At 64.7% G+C, this 16,805-nt stretch carries 19 protein-coding genes and 1 pseudogene; 1 reads left to right on the top strand and 19 read right to left on the bottom strand.

Going from position 1 to position 16,805, the window contains the following annotated elements:
* Positions 1–93 precede the first annotated feature (93 nt).
* The 12 genes and pseudogenes from RAC79_RS22505 to RAC79_RS22450 form a co-directional block, all read right to left on the bottom strand.
* Complete coding sequence (locus RAC79_RS22505) at positions 94–1,494, bottom strand: HAMP domain-containing sensor histidine kinase (protein WP_065654175.1); 1,401 nt, start codon at positions 1,492–1,494, stop codon at positions 94–96.
* Positions 1,484–2,155, bottom strand: coding sequence for a response regulator transcription factor (locus tag RAC79_RS22500; protein ID WP_003509815.1), 672 nt, complete (start codon positions 2,153–2,155; stop codon positions 1,484–1,486). Before RAC79_RS22500 ends, RAC79_RS22505 begins: the two co-directional genes overlap by 11 nt.
* Positions 2,156–2,249: 94 nt before the next feature.
* Positions 2,250–2,504 carry a hypothetical protein gene (locus tag RAC79_RS22495; protein ID WP_003497070.1) on the bottom strand — a complete coding sequence of 85 codons (255 nt, stop codon included), beginning with the start codon at positions 2,502–2,504 and terminating at the stop codon, positions 2,250–2,252.
* Between the two features lie 137 nt (positions 2,505–2,641).
* Positions 2,642–2,848 (bottom strand): hypothetical protein, encoded by a 207-nt coding sequence (locus RAC79_RS22490; RefSeq protein ID WP_035262738.1) that lies wholly within the window; start codon positions 2,846–2,848, stop codon positions 2,642–2,644.
* Between the two features lie 34 nt (positions 2,849–2,882).
* Positions 2,883–6,680 carry a glycoside hydrolase/phage tail family protein gene (locus tag RAC79_RS22485; RefSeq protein ID WP_374997554.1) on the bottom strand — a complete coding sequence of 1,266 codons (3,798 nt, stop codon included), beginning with the start codon at positions 6,678–6,680 and terminating at the stop codon, positions 2,883–2,885.
* A 15-nt stretch (positions 6,681–6,695) separates the two neighbouring features.
* Positions 6,696–7,130: an NlpC/P60 family protein gene (locus RAC79_RS22480; protein WP_174038957.1), complete on the bottom strand. Its 435-nt coding sequence runs from the start codon at positions 7,128–7,130 to the stop codon at positions 6,696–6,698.
* Positions 7,127–8,011: a DUF2163 domain-containing protein gene (locus tag RAC79_RS22475; protein ID WP_174038956.1), complete on the bottom strand. Its 885-nt coding sequence runs from the start codon at positions 8,009–8,011 to the stop codon at positions 7,127–7,129. Before RAC79_RS22475 ends, RAC79_RS22480 begins: the two co-directional genes overlap by 4 nt.
* Positions 8,008–8,646, bottom strand: a complete 639-nt coding sequence (locus tag RAC79_RS22470; protein ID WP_174038955.1) for a TIGR02217 family protein — start codon at positions 8,644–8,646, stop codon at positions 8,008–8,010. Before RAC79_RS22470 ends, RAC79_RS22475 begins: the two co-directional genes overlap by 4 nt.
* 56 nt (positions 8,647–8,702) lie before the next feature.
* Positions 8,703–9,284 (bottom strand): phage tail tape measure protein, encoded by a 582-nt coding sequence (locus RAC79_RS22465; protein ID WP_174038954.1) that lies wholly within the window; start codon positions 9,282–9,284, stop codon positions 8,703–8,705.
* Between the two features lie 70 nt (positions 9,285–9,354).
* Positions 9,355–9,564, bottom strand: coding sequence for a rcc01693 family protein (locus RAC79_RS22460; protein ID WP_174038953.1), 210 nt, complete (start codon positions 9,562–9,564; stop codon positions 9,355–9,357).
* Positions 9,561–9,895: pseudogene (locus RAC79_RS22455) on the bottom strand (gene transfer agent family protein). The gene RAC79_RS22460 and the pseudogene RAC79_RS22455 overlap by 4 nt, the downstream one beginning before the upstream one ends.
* Positions 9,895–10,302 (bottom strand): phage major tail protein, TP901-1 family, encoded by a 408-nt coding sequence (locus RAC79_RS22450; protein ID WP_174038951.1) that lies wholly within the window; start codon positions 10,300–10,302, stop codon positions 9,895–9,897. Before RAC79_RS22450 ends, RAC79_RS22455 begins: the two are co-directional and overlap by 1 nt.
* Positions 10,303–10,392: 90 nt before the next feature.
* On the opposite strand from RAC79_RS22450, the gene RAC79_RS22445 reads away from it, so the two are divergent.
* Positions 10,393–11,592 carry an MFS transporter gene (locus RAC79_RS22445; protein WP_174038950.1) on the top strand — a complete coding sequence of 400 codons (1,200 nt, stop codon included), beginning with the start codon at positions 10,393–10,395 and terminating at the stop codon, positions 11,590–11,592.
* A 7-nt stretch (positions 11,593–11,599) separates the two neighbouring features.
* Here RAC79_RS22445 and RAC79_RS22440 read toward each other — a convergent pair whose 3' ends face one another.
* The 7 genes from RAC79_RS22440 to RAC79_RS22410 form a co-directional block, all read right to left on the bottom strand.
* On the bottom strand, positions 11,600–11,995 hold the full coding sequence (locus tag RAC79_RS22440; protein ID WP_174038949.1) for a DUF3168 domain-containing protein: 396 nt from the start codon (positions 11,993–11,995) through the stop codon (positions 11,600–11,602).
* Complete coding sequence (locus tag RAC79_RS22435) at positions 11,992–12,327, bottom strand: phage head closure protein (RefSeq protein ID WP_174038948.1); 336 nt, start codon at positions 12,325–12,327, stop codon at positions 11,992–11,994. The genes RAC79_RS22440 and RAC79_RS22435 overlap by 4 nt, the downstream gene beginning before the upstream one ends.
* A gap of 3 nt (positions 12,328–12,330) precedes the next feature.
* A complete protein-coding gene (locus RAC79_RS22430) occupies positions 12,331–12,900 on the bottom strand; it encodes a head-tail connector protein (RefSeq protein WP_174038947.1) in 570 nt (189 codons plus the stop codon).
* A 189-nt stretch (positions 12,901–13,089) separates the two neighbouring features.
* Entirely contained in the window at positions 13,090–14,358 is a 1,269-nt protein-coding gene (locus RAC79_RS22425) for a phage major capsid protein (RefSeq protein WP_174038946.1), read from the bottom strand.
* 30 nt (positions 14,359–14,388) lie between these two features.
* On the bottom strand, positions 14,389–14,961 hold the full coding sequence (locus tag RAC79_RS22420) for an HK97 family phage prohead protease (protein WP_174038945.1): 573 nt from the start codon (positions 14,959–14,961) through the stop codon (positions 14,389–14,391).
* Positions 14,962–14,989: 28 nt separating this feature from the next.
* Positions 14,990–15,310, bottom strand: a complete 321-nt coding sequence (locus RAC79_RS22415) for a DUF6107 family protein (protein WP_003521211.1) — start codon at positions 15,308–15,310, stop codon at positions 14,990–14,992.
* A gap of 194 nt (positions 15,311–15,504) precedes the next feature.
* A complete protein-coding gene (locus tag RAC79_RS22410; protein ID WP_174035803.1) occupies positions 15,505–16,671 on the bottom strand; it encodes a phage portal protein in 1,167 nt (388 codons plus the stop codon).
* Between the last annotated feature and the right edge of the window lie 134 nt (positions 16,672–16,805).

Genomic DNA, 16,805 nt, shown 5'->3' with positions numbered 1-16,805 from the left:
GCAGCCATCATACACGTCAACCAAACCCTGTCCTCTTTTTTACCGCATCGCACCTAATATAGTGCCATTGAATTTCTTGCCTTTTTTCTTGCCTCACGCAAGCTCTTTCGAAAGGCCCGGCAAAATCAGATCGGCTTTCAGCCCGCCGATGGCGCTGCGCGACAGCGAAAAGCGGCCATGGTACTCTGACACCACCTCGGAAACGATCGACAATCCGAGGCCCGTGCCCGGCCGGCTCTCGTCCAGCCGCCGCCCGCGCTTCATCGCTTCGCTGATCTGTTCCGGCTCAAGCCCCGGCCCGTCGTCCTCCACCGTCAGCTCCACCCAGGAGCGACGGGCAATTTCCGCATCGGAGGATGGGTGCGTGCCGGCCGCAAGCGTGATGACCACGCGCGTCTGCGCAAAACGCGCGGCATTTTCCAGAAGATTGCCGACGACCTCTTCCAGATCCTGCTGCTCCATACCGAGCACCGCGCCGGGTTGCTCGAAATTCAGCACGAACTGCTTGTCGGGGTTCAGGCGGCGCATCACGCGCACAAGCCGTTCCAGCGCCGGCTCCGCTTCCACGCGGGCAAGGATGGAGCCGCGCTGGGCGGCGATGCGGGCGCGGGAGAGATAGGATTGCACCTGCGCCTGCATGGCGTCCGCCTGCGCCCGCACCAGATCGCCATGCTGCGGCTCCAGCGTGCGGGCCTCGTTCAGAAGAACGGCGATCGGCGTCTTCAGCGAATGCGCGAGATTGCCGACCTGCATGCGGGCGCGCTCCACGAGGCGGCGATTGCTGTCGATCAGCGCATTGACCTCATTGGCAAGCGGCTGGATTTCACGCGGGAATTCACCTTCGAGGCTTTCCGCCTCCCCGCCCCTGATCTTGCCGAGCGCCACGCGAGCCTGATCGAGCGGCCGCAGACTGTAGAGAATGGCAAGACCGTTGACGACCAGACTGCCGACACCGAAAACGGCGAGCGCCAGATAAAGGCTGTTGGAGAAATCACGCACATCGTCTTCCACGACGTTCAGATTGCCGGAGACACGGAAACGCGCCGCGCGCCCCTCGCCATCCAGCACAACTTCCGTTTCCGCCACGCGCACCTGATTGCCGGCCTCGTCGGTGACGGCATAAAAGCGCTCATAGCGGTTGTCGAAGGGCGCATCGAGAATGCTCGGCACCGGCAAAGTGGAGACGCCGAGCGACGACGACACCAGCGGCGCGGTCTGGAAATTGCCGAGCGGCTCGACAACCCAGTACCAGCCGGTATCGGGCTGCGAAAAGCGCAGATCGCCGAGCTGCGGGCTGCCCGCCAGCGTGTTCTCATTGGAAATCGTCACGGAATTGATGACGTTATAAAGCTGCGCCCTCAGAAGATCGGTGAAGCTGCGCTCCACCCCCTGCCGGTAAAGCGTCGAGATCACGACGGCGATCACCACCAGCGCCAGCACCGACCAGAGCGAGGCGAGCAGCAGAACGCGGGCGGTGAGGGAATTACTTCGCATCTGCCGGCGCTTGCATCCGGTAACCGAGACCACGGATCGTCTCGATCAGATCAACACCGAGCTTCTTGCGCAGACGGCCGACAAACACCTCGATGGTATTGGAATCGCGGTCGAAATCCTGATCGTACATGTGTTCGACCAGCTCCGTGCGCGAGACGACCTCGCCCATGTGGTGCATGAGATAGGACAGGAGCCGGAACTCGTGCGAGGTGAGTTTCAGCGTCGTGCCGTTGACGGTGGCCTTGGAGGATTTGGTGTCGAGCCGGACCGGGCCGCACACCAGTTCGGACGAAGCATGGCCGGCGGCGCGGCGGATGAGCGCGCGCACGCGGGCAAGCACTTCTTCCACATGGAAAGGCTTCGTCACATAGTCATCGGCACCGGCGTCGATACCGGCAACCTTGTCGCTCCAGCGGTCGCGGGCGGTGAGGATGAGCACCGGCATGGCCTTGCCGGCCGCACGCCATTTTTCAACGACGGTGATGCCATCGAGCTGCGGCAGGCCGATATCGAGAACAATGGCGTCATAGGGCTCGGTATCGCCGAGATAATGGCCTTCCTCGCCGTCGAATGCCTGATCGACAACATAACCGGCTTCTTTCAGCGCATCGGTCAGCTGACGATTGAGATTGGCATCGTCCTCAACAACGAGAATACGCATTGTCCGCCCTTTCCTGTATCCCGGCCCGCAGGCGCGTCGCCGGTCATGCTAAATGTGTCGGATTGTTTTCCGATATTTCGGCGATGCGGGCAAGCTACATCGGCACGCGCATCGTCACCTTGCGCGGGCGTTCGCCATTGCCCTGGACGAGAACGGTGACGACACAGGACTGACCGTCACCGGAAGGATAGACCGAAAGCAGCTGACCGCCGGTTTCGCGCACGACGCGGGCGACGGCTGCGCCGCAATCGCTCGCCGCCAGAATGTAATGGCCCTGCAGATCAGCCTCGGGCGCCGTGAAACCGGAAAGCCCGGCTGCAAGCGTCGCGATGATGAGAGGTGATGCCATTCTACAAACTTCCAAAAAAGCGGGTGCGTCTCGAACCGTATTGTGACCGAATATGTAGCGCAAAGCGTCTGAATGGCAAATGAATGCCGCCCCCGCCGCGTGGGCGCCAGGCGGGAACGGCGTTGTCGCGGGTGCTGTCAGCGAATGGCGCTGGTCGCCGAAAGACGGCCATAAAGTGCGACCAGACCACCGATTCCGCCCGCAACCGTCACCAGCCCGTCCGCCAGTTCTCCTTGCAGACCGGCGGGCAGATCAAGGCCTGCGATGCTGAAAAGCGGTGCGAAAACCGCAACCAGAGCGCCCCAGATCGTGCGCGATTGATACCATGCTTTGGTACTGTCCATAGTCTCATCCTTTGCGTTGTTTTTCAGGCACATGTCAGATCGGGAGGGTGGCCTGCGCCACCACGCCCGAGGGCACCGCGCGGCCGAGCATTCGGACACGCACGGAAATGTGATCCCGCAATGCCGGGAAATCTGTGAGTTCGTCCGCTGCGGGGTAAAACCAGAAGGGTTGCGGAACCTCCGCCATGCGCCGCACGGTCTCGCCGTCCAGCACCTCGATACGATAAAGCTCGAAGGGCTCGTCCAGCGGGATGTCGCTCGCATCCCAGCCATCGGCCTCCACCCGGCCCCGTCGTTTCCACCTGATGAAAACGCCGTCGCCGCGCCGCTCGGCGGCAAGATGCACCGGCGCGAGCGGTGTCAGCGCCCGCAGGCCGCCCTCGAAGGCAAAAGGACCGCTCGGCGCGCCCGCCATTCCGGCTGCTTCCGCGATCCAGTTCAGGCGTCGCCCGCGCTCGCTCGCGGCAAGACCGAGCGGCTGCACCGCCGCATCCAGCACCACCACCGGCGCACCTTTCGGCGCGCCCGCGGCGAGCGCGTCTTCCGTGCCGGCCAGTCCCCGCAGAAGAGCGGAGAGCCGCCAGCGCGAGGGTGTGATTTCCTCGGCTTTTGCGAAAGCGACGATCTCCCACACGCCGTTCGCCGCCTTGATGGCGAGACGGTTCTCGCCGTTCAGCACCGGAAGCTCCCCGGCCGACGATACCTCGCCGAAGGGCAGATCGACGACAACGGTGTTTTTCCGGTCGAAGCGGCCGGAAGGGCCTGATGTCAGCGGCATCGCCAGCGCGCCGAGCATCGCCGGCCGGTCCAGCAGCACGCGCTGCCGGTAACCTTCCCTGCCCGGCGACGCGGAAATGACGATTGGCCGCCAGGGCTTTGCAAGCGCCGCACTCCGCGCCGAATCCTCCGGCGCGGTGCCGTCATGGTAGGGCAGATCGAGAAACAGCACTTCCGGCGCGAAACCTTCGGCTCCGCTTGCGCCGCTGCTGCGCCGTTCCTCCGCGCCGCCGGCAAAGACCGGAAAGGCAGCGGAAAAGGCCCGCGCCTCCACCTGCCGCACCGCACCGTCCTCGATCCGGCTGACCAGAAACCGCCCTGCCGGCGCCTGCGGAAAATCCCCTTCCGGCAGGCGGATGCAATCACCCGGTTCAAGCGCGATATCGCAAGGCGGCAGAGCAAAGCGCAGGCTGCGCCGCGCCTGCCGGTTGTCGCGCAACAACGCCTCGACGGCGGCTTCCGCCGTTTCCGCAGGCAGGGCAGCGTTAAGATCGAGCCGCATCACCCGGCTGCCGGCATTGTCGATGCGCCGGGACCGTACACTTGCCTGCTCGTAATCCAGCGTGGGGTTGAAAGAGGTCAGCACGGCTTCAGCCGCGAAATCGCTGTCATGGCCGCGATTTTCCGACCAGAGCGGCTCGTCTTCCAGATCGGCCAGCACGGCAATATCCCGGACCGGCAAGACCACCGTATTGCGGGAGCGGAAACGCAGGGTTCCGCCATCTTCCGTCACATCCACCTGAAACGCCGCCATCAGCGGCTCCAAGAGGTTGCGGGCAGAGGTCACGTCTCCCTGCACATAACCTCCCAGATCGCCGCTGACGGCGGAAACATCGAAGTCTGAAAAGCCGTGATCGGTGAGGATGGCGGCGATGGCATCGGCGAGCGTTGCCGTGCCCAGCCTCCCGTTCAGCCAGTGGCCGGTGCGCCAGTTCGCCCCATCGCTCCAGGCCGCGCTATTCTGCGGAAAGGCCGGAAAGGGCCGTGCATCCCAGGTCCACAGATAGACCCGGCTTGCATCGACCATCGCCGCATCGCCCTTTCCCCAATGGTCGAGATGCGCCTCCAGAAACCGTCGCTGCTGGCTGTCGGCGCGGTTGCGGCGGGAAAAATAGGGAAAAGCGTTTTCCGCCGATTTCGGATCAGGAAAGACATTGGGCCGCGTCGCGCTCTTGTCCACCGCCGGGCAGCCGAGTTCGGTGAACCAGACCGGCTTGGAGCGCGGCGCCCATGCCGTGGGCGCGGTTTTCTCCACACCCCGCACCCGGTCGTAGTGGAGGTTTCCCCACCAGTTGCGCAAGTCCTTGTAACGGAACACCCACGGCTTCCCCTTCAGCCCGTCGGTAATCGGCGTGCGCCGCCGCGCGGCGCGGTCCGCATCGCTGGCATAATACCAGTCGAACCCCTCTCCCGCCGTGATCGCGCGGCGGAAGGCGCTCACATCGTCCGGGCCGGTCATGCCGTCGGGATTGCCGTTTGCGGCATCCCCGTCGCGCCAGTCGGAAAGCGGCATGTAATTGTCGATGCCGATGGCGTCGATATTCGGGCTCGCCCAGAGCGGATCGAGATGGAAGAACACGTCGCCCGAACCGTCCGCCGGCTGGTGGCCGAAATATTCGCTCCAGTCCGCCGCATAGGTCAGCTTCACCGCCGGCCCCAATATCGCCCGCACATCGCCCGCCAGCCGCACCAATTCCCCGACAAAGGGAAAGGCATCATTCTCGTCTCTCAGCGCCGTCAGCCCGCGCAGCTCCGAGCCGATCAGGAAAGCATCCACCCCGCCCCGGGCCGCCAGCGCCGCATAATGCAGCACCATACGGCGATAGCCTTCATCGCGGTTGCAGAAGGCGGAAACCTGCGCCCTTGCGCCCGCGCTGCGATCCGCAGAACCGGCCCTGCCGGGTGCGGGAAAGCAGGTGATGCGCCCGCGCCAGGCATAGGCGTCCTGTTCGCCTTTGCCATAGGGGTCCGGCAGACCATTGCCGATGGGAACATCCATCATCACGAAGGGGTAAAGGCACACCCGAAGGCCGCGCGCCCTGAGATCGGCTATCGCCTGCAACACGCTTTCATCATTCGGCGTGCCGCCATAGGCCGGGCCGCCGCCATGATGGCTGACAGGATGCGCCTCATCGCGCGAAAGGCCAGCGACGGACCATGGCATGGTTTCCCCATCCCGGTCGGCCACTTCCACACCCGGCAGAATGCGGCATTCCCCCGCCCGCATATCCGTGCCGAACCAGCTCACCACCAGCGCCACGCCTTCAAGATTGGGGCACAGATCCAGCAACTCGTCGATCGCAGCACCCCAGTCGGTCGAAGCTGTCAGGCCGTTGCGGTTCATGATGCGGCTTTGGCCGATCCCCGTCCTCTCGGAAACCTGCGCGGTGGCGTAACCATGTTCCGTTGCCCCCGGAATGACGGTGATGGCGCGGATGGATTTTTCCAGCCGGCCGACCGGCCGCACCACTTCGAACTGCATGAGCGGAATGCGGTTGCCGAACCCGTCGAGCGGCAGGCGTTCGAACACCACATAGGCCAGTCCCCGAAAGGCCGGCGCATTGCCCGCCCCCTGCTTCGCCTCGATCAAAGGATCGGGCAATTGCGTCTCGCTGCCCGGATAAAAGCGCATCTCCACGGCACTCAGGTCCATCTCCCGCCCATCGGCCCAGACGCGCCGCACCCTTGCCGCCTCGCCTTCGCACAGGCCGATGGCAAAGCTGGCGAAATACCGAAAGGTCTCCACTTTCGGGCCGCGATTGCCCTTGCCGCCGCGCCGCTCCACCTCCACGCTTTCTTCGAAGCGCGTCGCCCAGATCAGCGTGCCGCCGATCCGCGCTGCGCCGTAAAGACGGTTGATCGCCGCTCCCTCATCCGCGCCGGGAATGCGCGCGGTCGAGAGCCGCGCGCCCGTTACCGTCCGCCCGCTCGAAAGCAGCGTGCGGTCGATGGCGTTGCCTGCCAGCGCCCCGGCCGCCCGGCCGATCACCGCGCCCAAAGGACCGAAAATGCCGCCGAGTGCCGCGCCCGCCGCCTGAAAAACGATTGTCGCCATGCTTGCCTCGAAAAATCAGGAATCGGGAAAACGGAAGACGCCGGCGATGCGCCGCCGCCAGCCGGGCACCAGCGCCGAACGCACCACCGCCGCCTGTTCATAGGCGTGGATGAAATGCTGCGAACCGGCCAGAATGCCGAGATGCTTGGCGGCGGCATCGGCCCGCCAGCGGAACAGCAGCAGGTCTCCCGACCTTGCCTCTTCCAGGCCCGACACCGCCGGAAAATGGCGTTTAGCCGCCGCCATCAGCCGGTCCTCGCCGCCGCGTTCGGCCCAATCGGGCGCATAGGGCGGCGGCAATTCCGGTTCGTGGCCGTAAAGGTCACGCCAGATGCCGCGAATGAGGCCGAGGCAATCGCAGCCGACACCCTTCAACGAGGCCTGATGCCGATAGGGCGTGCCGATCCAGCCTTCGGCCAGCGCAAGCACTCTTTCGCCGGGGTCGCTCATGAAAACAGCGCCCCGCCGTCGTGGCTCTCGCCGCCCGCCGCATAGGAATAGGCGAAATCCGCCCCCGGCAGATGCGGAAAGCCGCGAAAATTCAGATGATTGGCGAATTTCGCCCGGCAGGTGGCAAAGCTCTTGTCACAGCCGGCGGTGACGGAAAACGCGTCTCCCGGCAAAGGCGGCTGTTCCGGCGGCAGCCAGAAGGACAGAAGAACGCCACCGTCACGCCGCTCCTGCCCGTCGAGATCGAACCCCTTGCCGGCGAGCGGGCCGGTCAGAAAACGCAGCTTCCCCCGGCTGAAAAAACCGTCGGCAAAGGCATCGAGCCCGGAAACGAGCAGGCCGCCCGAGGCATCCACCGCCGCCACGCTGCCATGCCCGGTGAAGCGGGCCAGATCGACACCGCAACGCCTGTCGCCAAGGGCGGCGTCGCAGCGCCGCCCATAGACACTGCCCTGCGGCTGGCCGAGGCGATGGGCAAGGCTCCGCAGCTCGGCGCGAAATGCCCCGCCGGCCCGCGTCACCTCGCCAATCTCGCGCCTGTTCAGAAGCACATGCTGGTCAGGCGCCTGCCAGTTGACGAGGAAAAGCTCCACCCTCGCCCCATCGAAACGCCCGGCGGCCAGATCGCCCTCCGCAATCGCCTCGCTCGAAAAACCGCCCGCCACCTCCCCGGCGCCGGCACCCAGCCCCGTTTCGCCGTCACTATCGCTGGCCGAAAAGCCGCTGGCGGCGAGATAGGACAGACCACCGAGTGATATTGCCTCGTCATGATCGGTAAAACCGATCACCGCACCGTCCTTCAGTGTCACCTTCCAGCAATGGCATGTGGTCGTCGCATCTTGCCCGAGATGCCCGGCAAGGGCGGTGGGAATGGTTTTCATGGCAGGATTTCCATCAGTGGAATGGAGGGAATGCGGCCTGCCTCGAAAGCGGTCAGGTTCACGTCGATACGGTCGATCCCGAAGCGGACCGGCACGTCGAATTCGAAACCGGCGCGGATCGTGGCGCCGGCGGGCGGCACCCGCCCCGCACGGAACACGATCATGCCGGTTACATGATCGACCGCCACCTCAGCCGCTTCGACCTTCACCCCCTCGACCGAAACCATGACCGAACCTTCGACCGGTTTTTCTATCCGCCGCACGAAGGAGCCGCCCGCATCGGCATAGGTCTTCCGCAACTGAAAACCCGCTGTCACGCCGTCGCCGGTGCCGATCCTCTGATCGGTCGCGGCGGGCGTCTCTCCCGGCGGGCAGGATTTGAAATCCACCGGGTCGCGAAAACGAAAGCCGTAAAGTTCGCCGCGTCGCGCCTCGAAAAAGGCGAGCACCTCATAAAGATCGGCGACGGAGCGGATACCGGATCCGGCGTCATAACTGCGTCTGGCGTTCCTCCAACGCTGATTGCGGCTTTCGCGGCCATTGGACAGGTTGACGATGTCCGTCCGCCGCACCGGCCCGCCGCTCACCCCGAGTGCGAGCCGCAGCGGAAACCGCACTTCATGAAATGCCGCCATGTCATTGTTCCTGGATTCTTTTCGATGGTCTTGAAACGTGGGAGGACGCGCGTGCGTCACAATCCGCGCTGGCCGCGCCCGACGCTGCGCGCCAGCATGGCCGCGATCTGGCCTTCGCTTTTCCGAAAGCTCGCAGCATCCGTCGCCGTCACGTTAAAAATGATCTGCGCCCCGCCGCCGCCGGACGGCGCGGCAACGCCGAGAGCGCCATCCGAACCGCGCTTCAGCGGCAGGATCGCTTCCGCCCCCGCCTCGCCCATCAGGCCAAGCCCGCCACCCATCGGAAAAAAGGCGGGGCTGGAAACGACGCCGCCATCTGCAAAGGGCGTGATGCCGCGTCCCGGCACGCCGCCGTCGGCAAAAGCGAACAGCGAACCGCCGCCATTCAAAAGCCCGCTGACGGCACTGCCGATCATGCCCTCCAGCGGTTTCAGACCGGCCGAAAGCGCGATGCCGGACAGCCGCTGCCCCAACCCGCGCAATACATTGTCCAGCCCGTTGCCGCCCGCTGTCGCCGCCTGCAGGGCCGAGGTCAAGGCCGCGCCGAACCGCTCGGACCGGCGCTCAAGATCGCCCATCACCTCGGACAGCGCCTCCGCCTCTTCCCGGTTCTCCGCCATCGATCCTTCGCCCGCCATCGCGCTTGCCTTTCTGATTCAAATCGGAACCATAAATTTTTGAAATGCTTGATCGTTTTAGGGGATCAACTTACCCATCCGGAAACCGCCGCATCATCGCTTCCATCGCCTGACGGTCGGGGCCGCGGAGAAGGGCGTTGCCGCCCGTCATCGCGAAGAATTCTCGCGGGGTCAGCCGCCAGAAGGTTTCGGGGGAGAGCCGCAGCAGGCAGAAGCCGGCATGGATCGCCGCCTCCCAGGGGAACGGGCGCGGCGTCGCCTCGCCTGCTGCGGCGCTCAAGGGTCCGGTGGCGCCTCGCCTTTCAGGCGGCGACGATGGCGGCATGGCCGGCAATGCCGCCTTCCACCGTGGCGGCGGCCACATCCTCGTCGGAAAAGACATTGCCCGCACCGCGCAGGCCCGCGCCGATCACCCTTACCATGTCGACCGCCTTCATGCGGCCGCTCGCAAAACGTTCGGCAAGCGCGGTGAGGTCGTCGGCTGCAAAGGCGGTTTCGAGTTCGGCGAGAGCCCCGAGCGTCAGGCAGAGAACGCGCCTTTCGCCGTCGATCAGCGCCTCGATCTCGCCGCGATGGCGGTTCGCCCGCCCGTAACGCAAACGCTCAGCCATCACAGCTCTCCGAATGCGAGAAGACCGGCCGATTCCAGCGCGATCTCGAATTGCACCTCGCCATCGTGACGGCCGGAATATTCGAGCGCCACGATCTGGAACGGCCCGGTAACGATGCCGAAACCGGGAATGACGATCTGCCAGCCGGGAATGCTGCCCGCAAAAAATGCGCCGCGCACCAGCGCATCGCTCGCCTGATCCTTGAAGATGCCGGAGGCCGTGAGCGACGCCCGTTGCACGCCGGCGCCGGCAAGAAGCTCCCGCCAGCGCCCCGCGCTTTCGGCATCCGTCACATCGACGGCCTGGGCATTGAAGGCCAGCCGCTTTGTCCTCAGCCCCGCAACGGTTACGTGGGAACCGGCATTGTCGATCTTCAGCAGCAGGTCCTTGCCCTTCTGCGCCACCATGTTGTTTCCTTTCGTCTCGATTGCTGTTGCGGGGTCGCGAAGGGCCTGCTACCAAAAGCGTTCCTGCACCTCGCACCCCGCGATCTCACCATGTCCGACGCTGCCCCCATGACGTCTCGCGCGCGCCTTATCGGCGTGCTTGCGGTCGGGCAGATCGTGAGCTGGGGTAGCGGTTTCGATATGCTGGCCGTCCTCGGGCCACGGATCGGCAAGGAACTGGCCATCACCAATGGCGTGGTTTTCGCCGGCCTCACGATCATGATGACCATCAGCGCCCTGTGCGGCCCGCTGCTTGGACGAATGCTGATGCGCCACGGCGCGGCGCCGGTGCTGGCGGCCGGTTCGGTATTCTTCGCGGCCGGCTTTGCCGTGCTCGCCCTCGCGGGCGGGGCAATGAGCTATCTCTTGGGTTGGGCCGTGATGGGTTTTGCCGCCACCTGCGGCCTGACGACGGCGGCCCATGCGGCCGTGGTGGAACGTGTGGGCGCGGAAAGCGGCCGGCTTTTGACGCTGCTGATGCTGTTCACCGGGCTTTCGGCGGCGGTTTTCCTGCCGGTCACCACCATTGCCGATCAGCATCTCGGCTGGCGCGGCACGCTTGCCGCCTATGCCTGTCTGCAAATCTTCATCCTGCTGCCGCTTTATCTTTTCGTGCTTCCCGGCCGTCCGGCCCGAAAAGAGGCAAAGCCAAAAGAAGAGACGGCGATGTCGCCCTCACCGGTCGATACGCGGCGCGCCTTCGTGCTGCTGGCCGCCATGACGACGATCAGCGCGTTTACGACCTTCGGACTGTCACCGCTTCTGCCGCTGCTTCTGGTTCAGGCCGGCGCAACGCAATCGCTTGCGGTGCAACTGGCATCGGCACGCAGCGTGCTTGCGATTACGGCGCGCGGGCTGGATTTCCTGCTCGGGAAACACGGAAACCCCTTCCTCACCGCCATGATCGGCTTCTGTCTGCTGCTCTTTTCCCTGCTGCTCCTGCTCGTTTTTGCTCCGGCCATGCCTGCCTTCATCGGCTTCATCGTTTTCTTCGGCTTTGGCGCCGGCGTGCTCACCGTCAGCCGGGCCGTGTTGCCGCTCGCGGTATTTTCGCCGGAAGAATATGGGCTTCAGGCCGCACGCATCTCCCTGCCGCAGAACCTCGCCATTGCCGTGGCGCCGGTCGTCTTCACCGTGGCGCTGGATCGCGGCGGCGTATCCGCCATGCTCACCATCGCCTCCGTGCTGATCGGCATTTCGTTTCTGCTGCTGATCGTTCTGTGGAAAACCGTGCGCAGGCAGGGTTCCTGAAACGGCGCTACTCCGTCACCGCCCTGAAGCGCATTTCCGCGATGAAATTCCGTGTCTTCGCCTCGCGCCGCGAGCGGCTGGAAAGAAGATGCAGATTGACGAGAGAAACGCCGGCAATCGGCAGCGCGGCATCATCGAGCAGGATCTTCACCCGGTCGACGATTTCGCCGGCACCCCTGCGGCCTTTGGCGTCGCTCCATATCTGCAGCGACAGAAAATGCTCCTCGGCTCTTTCCGTCGCCGTCGAATAGTCCCGGCTTTCGAGATCGTCGATAACGATGCACGGCAGAAGCGCGCGCGGCAGAAGCCGGTCGACGATGCCGCCGGGGATAAGCGCCGTCAGCGCCGCATCGTTGCCGAGCCTTGCGAAAATTGCCTGCAGAAACAGGTTTGCAGCACTCATCGGCTTTCCTCCTCGCAGCGGCAGACGATGAAGCGACGTGTCTCATCCGGGTCGATCACCGCCCGGATCGCCAGAATGCGGCGGCCCTTGCGAAAGCGCATGCCGGCGGCGATGTCGCCGCGGTAAGCCAACCAGACGCGGTGGGTGATCGTCACGCCCTCGGCCGAGCCCCGTTCATGCGATGCCTCCGAAACGGGTTCGATCGCAGCCCAGATCGACCGCAGGAAATTCCAGCTTTCCGCAGCACCGCCCTGTCCGTCCGGCGTTTCGGTCCGCACGTCCAGTTCCAGCCGCGCCGTCAATCTGCCGGGATCGAGAAAAACAAGGTTCATGTCTCAAAGCCCCAGACGGCAGAAAGGCGCCACCAGCCGCTCGTAACCGGCGGGAATGGCGGCGGGCTGGTTTTCCGGGGCGACCGCACCGCGAAAGGCGAACATCTGCGCCACATGCATCAGCATGGCGCGTTTCAGCGTGTCGGGCACATCCGTTCCCGCTTCGCCATAGCCGGCAATGAAATCGATCTCGATGCCGTTCATCGCCCGTCCGGGGGCTGGCGGATCGCGCAGCCACAGCCTTGCCGGCCGCGCCGCGCCATCGAGCAATTTCTCCACGGCGGTGATGTCCGCCGAGCGACCCTCACCGTCAAAAACCAGTATAGTTTCGATGGCTTGCACCGGTGTCCTGCCAATCGGAATCACGCCGTTCTCAGGCCACCGGTCGAGGTAAAACCGCCAGATCTGGCGGATGAGGCAAAGCCCGGTCGTACGTTCCAGATGCTCGCGGGCGGTGCGGATGAGCGCGGCAAGAAGCGCATCCTCATCGCCGCTGTCGAGACGCAGATGCGCCTTCACCTCGGCAAGCGTCAACGGCTCCGCCTGCGGCGGATGAATGAGGGCATAGGTCATGGGGTCTCCGGAAGAAAGGTAGTCGCATTAGCGAGCGGGCACCGCCTGTTTCTTCTCCCCGAGGGGGAGAAGTCCGCGGCAACGGGATAAGGGGCAAGGGTAGATGTGTTCGGAGAGCTTGCCCCCTCATCTGCCCCTTCGGGGCATCTTCTCCCCGACGGGGAGAAGAAAGGGCCGCAAGGTCTGCGGTCAATTCACCCCAAATTTCACCAGTTTGATCGCCTCGAAATTCTGCACGCCGCCGCCCACGCGTTTGGTGGTGTAGAACAGCACGTAAGGTTTGGCCGAATAGGGATCGCGCAGGATGCGCACCCCGGTACGGTCGACGACGAGATAGCCGGCGCGGAAATCGCCAAAGGCGATGGCGAAGCTGTTGGCCGCCACATTCGGCATGTCCTCCGCCTCCGTCACCGGAAAGCCCATCAGCGAGGCCGGCTGGCCGGCAGCGGCGGGCGGATGCCACAGATAGGCGCCGCTGGTATCCTTGAAGCGGCGCAGCGCCCCTTGCGTCTTGCGGTTCATCAGGAAGGTTCCGTTCTGGCGGTGGCCGGCCTTCAGCGCATAGACGGCATCGAGCAGCACATCCATCGGCCCGGCGGAGGCGAATCCGGCCGAAACGCCGGTCGCGACATAACCGATATTGCCCCAGCTCCAGCCATCATTGGCGACGGCCGCATAGGAGAGGAAACCCTTGGGCTTATTCGCGCCATCGCCGGCAATAAAGGCGGCGGCCTCCTGTTCGGCGAAAGCGATATCTACTTCGGAAGCGATCCAGGCTTCGATATCGACTGCCGCATCATCCAGCAGGCCCTGTGTCGCCGCCGGCATGGCGTAAAGCTCCATGGTTGGGAAGGAAAGCTCGGCAAGCTGCGGCGTTGCCGTTTGCGGACGCGCCGCCGTTTCGGAAACCCAGCCGGTCGTCATGCCGCCGGGCGAGAAGGGTTTCTTCAGCACGGCGGCGGAAACCTGCCGGATGGTCGCCAGCGCACGGATCGGCGAAATCGCCGTCATGCGCCGGCCGATCTCGCCATCGGTTTCGTTCGGCAGCAGAAAACCGCCATCGGCCCCGGTCGAACCGGCAAAGGCCTTGGCCTCCAGATCGCGCAACGCGCCCTCCTCGCCGCGACGGATATAGGCCTCGAAAGCGGCCTTGTGCTCTTCGGCATCGTGGGAAAGCGTATCCTTGCGGCCAAGCGCGGGACGCGCCTTTTTCAGCGCCAGATCGTCCATGATCCGGCGGTTGTCGTCGAGCGCCCTGTCGATGCGGTCGAGCTTGTCACGGGTCACGACATCCGCGCCCATCTTGCGCTCGATATCGGTAAGCCGCTGGTCGTTGGTCTCGCGAAAGGCCTCAAAGGCCTCCATGAACTCGTCGAAGGCGGCCGTCACCGTATCGGGCACGGCCTTCACTTGCGGCGCGACGGTCATCGGGGCCGGTTTCGTCATCTGGTCTGTCATGTCGTTTCCTTGTTGGTGATTGTCCGGAAGTCAGCGTTTGGGTGTCGTGTCGAACAGCGCGCGGGCGGCGCGGCGCATGGTGCGCACCAGCTCGGTCTCGCGGTCGCGGAAGAAGCGGGCATGCTTGACGTCGGAAACGCGCGCCGAGGGCAGCATCGGGAAGGTCACGACCGAGATTTCCCAGAGGTCGGCTTCCAGGATGCGCCGGACGCCGTGGCTCGCCGCCTTGCCGGAACGCACCGTTCGGAATCCGATGGACAGCCCGTCCAGCGCCCCGGTCTTCATCAGCGAATGCACCTCGCGGGAGCGGGCGACGCCGGGGGCGAGAACGCCCTCGACATAAAGGCCGCGCTCGTCCTCGCGGATGGTGCGCCAGGCGCCGATGGGCTCGGCCGGATCGTGCTGGTAGAGCATGCGGATGCCAGCTGCGCCCCGCTCCTCGATGGAGCGGCGGAAAGCGCCGCACTCGATGACATCCTGACCGAGATCGACCTCGCCGAAGACGCTGGCATAACCGGAAAAGGTGCCATCGCTGGTAATGCCGCGCAGTTCCAGATTGGCGAATTTGCGCGTGGCGGGACGCGGCCCGCGATAAACGTGCATGGAAAACTCCTGCGATGTGAAGGAAGTGTCAGGCGCGCGGGCGCGCACCGTAACGGTCGGCGATGCGCACCAGCACGCCCAGCCCCCACCACGCGCCCATGCTGGCGGCGGCGGAACCCGCCACCATGATTTCCCGGCCCGAAAGCGCGCCGGCGATATCGAGCTGCTGCACGATCCAAAGGCCGATAGGCCCGCCGAAGATCATGCCGCAGGAAACGCCGGTGATGAAACGGCTCGCGGCCTCGCGTCTGCTTTTCGGCAGGAGATAAACAAGCGACACACCCGCGCCCGCGACGGCGCCGGTGATGCGGGCGGCCCAGATGCCGGCCTCATTGGCGAATTCAGACATGGGTAATCATTCCGTTCTAGGATGTGGTTATCGGGCGGACGCGCCGCGTCGCGCGCAGGCGCTTTTTGCGCGCCTGCGCCGGTGATTTTGCGAATCTTCGGAATCGCTTGGACGGAAGACCTCACAGGGAGATTCCGCTTCTTCAGAAAATGATTGAACAGGAAACCGTGGTTCCGATCCCGCCGGGGCGGCGATCAATAACCGACGGCTTCGCGCTTTTCCTCGTCGCTCAGGAACGAGGCCGCGCCGATGCGAGCCCAGAGCGCATCCCGCTCGCCGGCAAGCCCGGCAATCCGGTCGAGATCGGGTTCAAGCCTCAGCCCAGAGCCGAAGACCGGAGAAAGCCAGCCGCAGAGCCTTGCCGCCGTGCGATAAACGAGCGGCAGGACGGTCAGGCGATAAAAGGCGCGGTTCGCCTCCTGATAGTTGGCATAGGTATTGTCACCGGGAATGCCGATCAGCATCGGCGGCACGCCGAGCGAAAGCGCAATATCGCGCGCCGCACCGTTGCGGGCCTCCAGAAAATCCATGTCGCGCGGCGAAAGCCCCATGGCCTTCCAGTCCAGCCCGCCTTCCAGCAGCAAAGGGCGGCCGGCATTCATCGCCCCCTGATAGCCTTCCTCCAGCTCACGCTTCAGCCGCTCATATTGTTCGGTGGAGAGATTGCCGCCCTCCTTCGGCTGGTAGACCAGCGCGCCGGATGGCCGGGCGGAATTGTCGAGCAGGCGCTTGTTCCACTGGCTTGCGGCATTGTGCAGATCGAGCGCGGCCCCTGCGGAGGCGAGCGGCGCAAAACCCGCCCGGTCATCCAGCGGATGGAAAAGTTTCAGATGCAAAAGCCCCAGCCCGTCGCGCTCGGCGGCGATGCGCCGGGAGGCGCGGCCCTCGGCGCGGTAATCATAGGCCACCGGCCAGCCATCCGGCCCCTCTACGATGCTGACCCGGTCGGGCCGCAGGAGATGCAGCTCGCGCAGCCGCCCGCCCACCATCAGCGGCTCGATATAGGCATTTCCGGCGAGCATGAGGTGGCCATAAAGCGCCTCGAAGAAATCCGGCCCGCCCATATGGGCGCCCGGTTTTGAGAGCAACGCCAGGAGCGGATGATCGGCGAGTTCCTCTTCGCCATCATAAAGCAGCCAGCTGACGGACGCCGAGGTCTCCGCCACCATGCGGGCGGCCCGGTGCGCGACCGGGTTCTTCATGAAGCCCTCGCGGGCAAGTGCGGCATAGGACCGGCCCGACCAGAAGGCCTGCCCGCCCTGCACGGCAACCGCCATGAAGCCATCGGCCATTTTCCGGCTTTCAGGCACGGCTCTGCCATCCGCCGGGCGCAGCCACGGCAGGGAAAAGGGAAATCGCATGGAGTTGTCCTTGTTTTGATGGCGCGCGGCGTCGCTTCCTGCGGCGTCGCCCGCGTGGGGTTTTCACCGAAGGGTAGACCCTGAAATTTCTGACGAAGTCCTGAAAGCTCTCTTTCGTCATGCTCGGGCCTGTC

The organism is Agrobacterium sp. LR_9 (assembly GCF_041954855.1).
Lineage (GTDB): Bacteria > Pseudomonadota > Alphaproteobacteria > Rhizobiales > Rhizobiaceae > Agrobacterium > Agrobacterium leguminum.
This window is presented reverse-complemented; position numbering and strand designations above follow the sequence as displayed.

Coding starts and splice junctions, on each gene's coding strand:
- RAC79_RS22505 (WP_065654175.1), bottom strand. CDS start 1,494: ATGCGAAGTAATTCCCTCACCGCCCGCGTTCTGCTGCTCGCCTCGCTC.
- RAC79_RS22500 (WP_003509815.1), bottom strand. CDS start 2,155: ATGCGTATTCTCGTTGTTGAGGACGATGCCAATCTCAATCGTCAGCTG.
- RAC79_RS22495 (WP_003497070.1), bottom strand. CDS start 2,504: ATGGCATCACCTCTCATCATCGCGACGCTTGCAGCCGGGCTTTCCGGT.
- RAC79_RS22490 (WP_035262738.1), bottom strand. CDS start 2,848: ATGGACAGTACCAAAGCATGGTATCAATCGCGCACGATCTGGGGCGCT.
- RAC79_RS22485 (WP_374997554.1), bottom strand. CDS start 6,680: ATGGCGACAATCGTTTTTCAGGCGGCGGGCGCGGCACTCGGCGGCATT.
- RAC79_RS22480 (WP_174038957.1), bottom strand. CDS start 7,130: ATGAGCGACCCCGGCGAAAGAGTGCTTGCGCTGGCCGAAGGCTGGATC.
- RAC79_RS22475 (WP_174038956.1), bottom strand. CDS start 8,011: ATGAAAACCATTCCCACCGCCCTTGCCGGGCATCTCGGGCAAGATGCG.
- RAC79_RS22470 (WP_174038955.1), bottom strand. CDS start 8,646: ATGGCGGCATTTCATGAAGTGCGGTTTCCGCTGCGGCTCGCACTCGGG.
- RAC79_RS22465 (WP_174038954.1), bottom strand. CDS start 9,284: ATGGCGGGCGAAGGATCGATGGCGGAGAACCGGGAAGAGGCGGAGGCG.
- RAC79_RS22450 (WP_174038951.1), bottom strand. CDS start 10,302: ATGGTGGCGCAGAAGGGCAAGGACCTGCTGCTGAAGATCGACAATGCC.
- RAC79_RS22445 (WP_174038950.1), top strand. CDS start 10,393: ATGTCCGACGCTGCCCCCATGACGTCTCGCGCGCGCCTTATCGGCGTG.
- RAC79_RS22440 (WP_174038949.1), bottom strand. CDS start 11,995: ATGAGTGCTGCAAACCTGTTTCTGCAGGCAATTTTCGCAAGGCTCGGC.
- RAC79_RS22435 (WP_174038948.1), bottom strand. CDS start 12,327: ATGAACCTTGTTTTTCTCGATCCCGGCAGATTGACGGCGCGGCTGGAA.
- RAC79_RS22430 (WP_174038947.1), bottom strand. CDS start 12,900: ATGACCTATGCCCTCATTCATCCGCCGCAGGCGGAGCCGTTGACGCTT.
- RAC79_RS22425 (WP_174038946.1), bottom strand. CDS start 14,358: ATGACAGACCAGATGACGAAACCGGCCCCGATGACCGTCGCGCCGCAA.
- RAC79_RS22420 (WP_174038945.1), bottom strand. CDS start 14,961: ATGCACGTTTATCGCGGGCCGCGTCCCGCCACGCGCAAATTCGCCAAT.
- RAC79_RS22415 (WP_003521211.1), bottom strand. CDS start 15,310: ATGTCTGAATTCGCCAATGAGGCCGGCATCTGGGCCGCCCGCATCACC.
- RAC79_RS22410 (WP_174035803.1), bottom strand. CDS start 16,671: ATGCGATTTCCCTTTTCCCTGCCGTGGCTGCGCCCGGCGGATGGCAGA.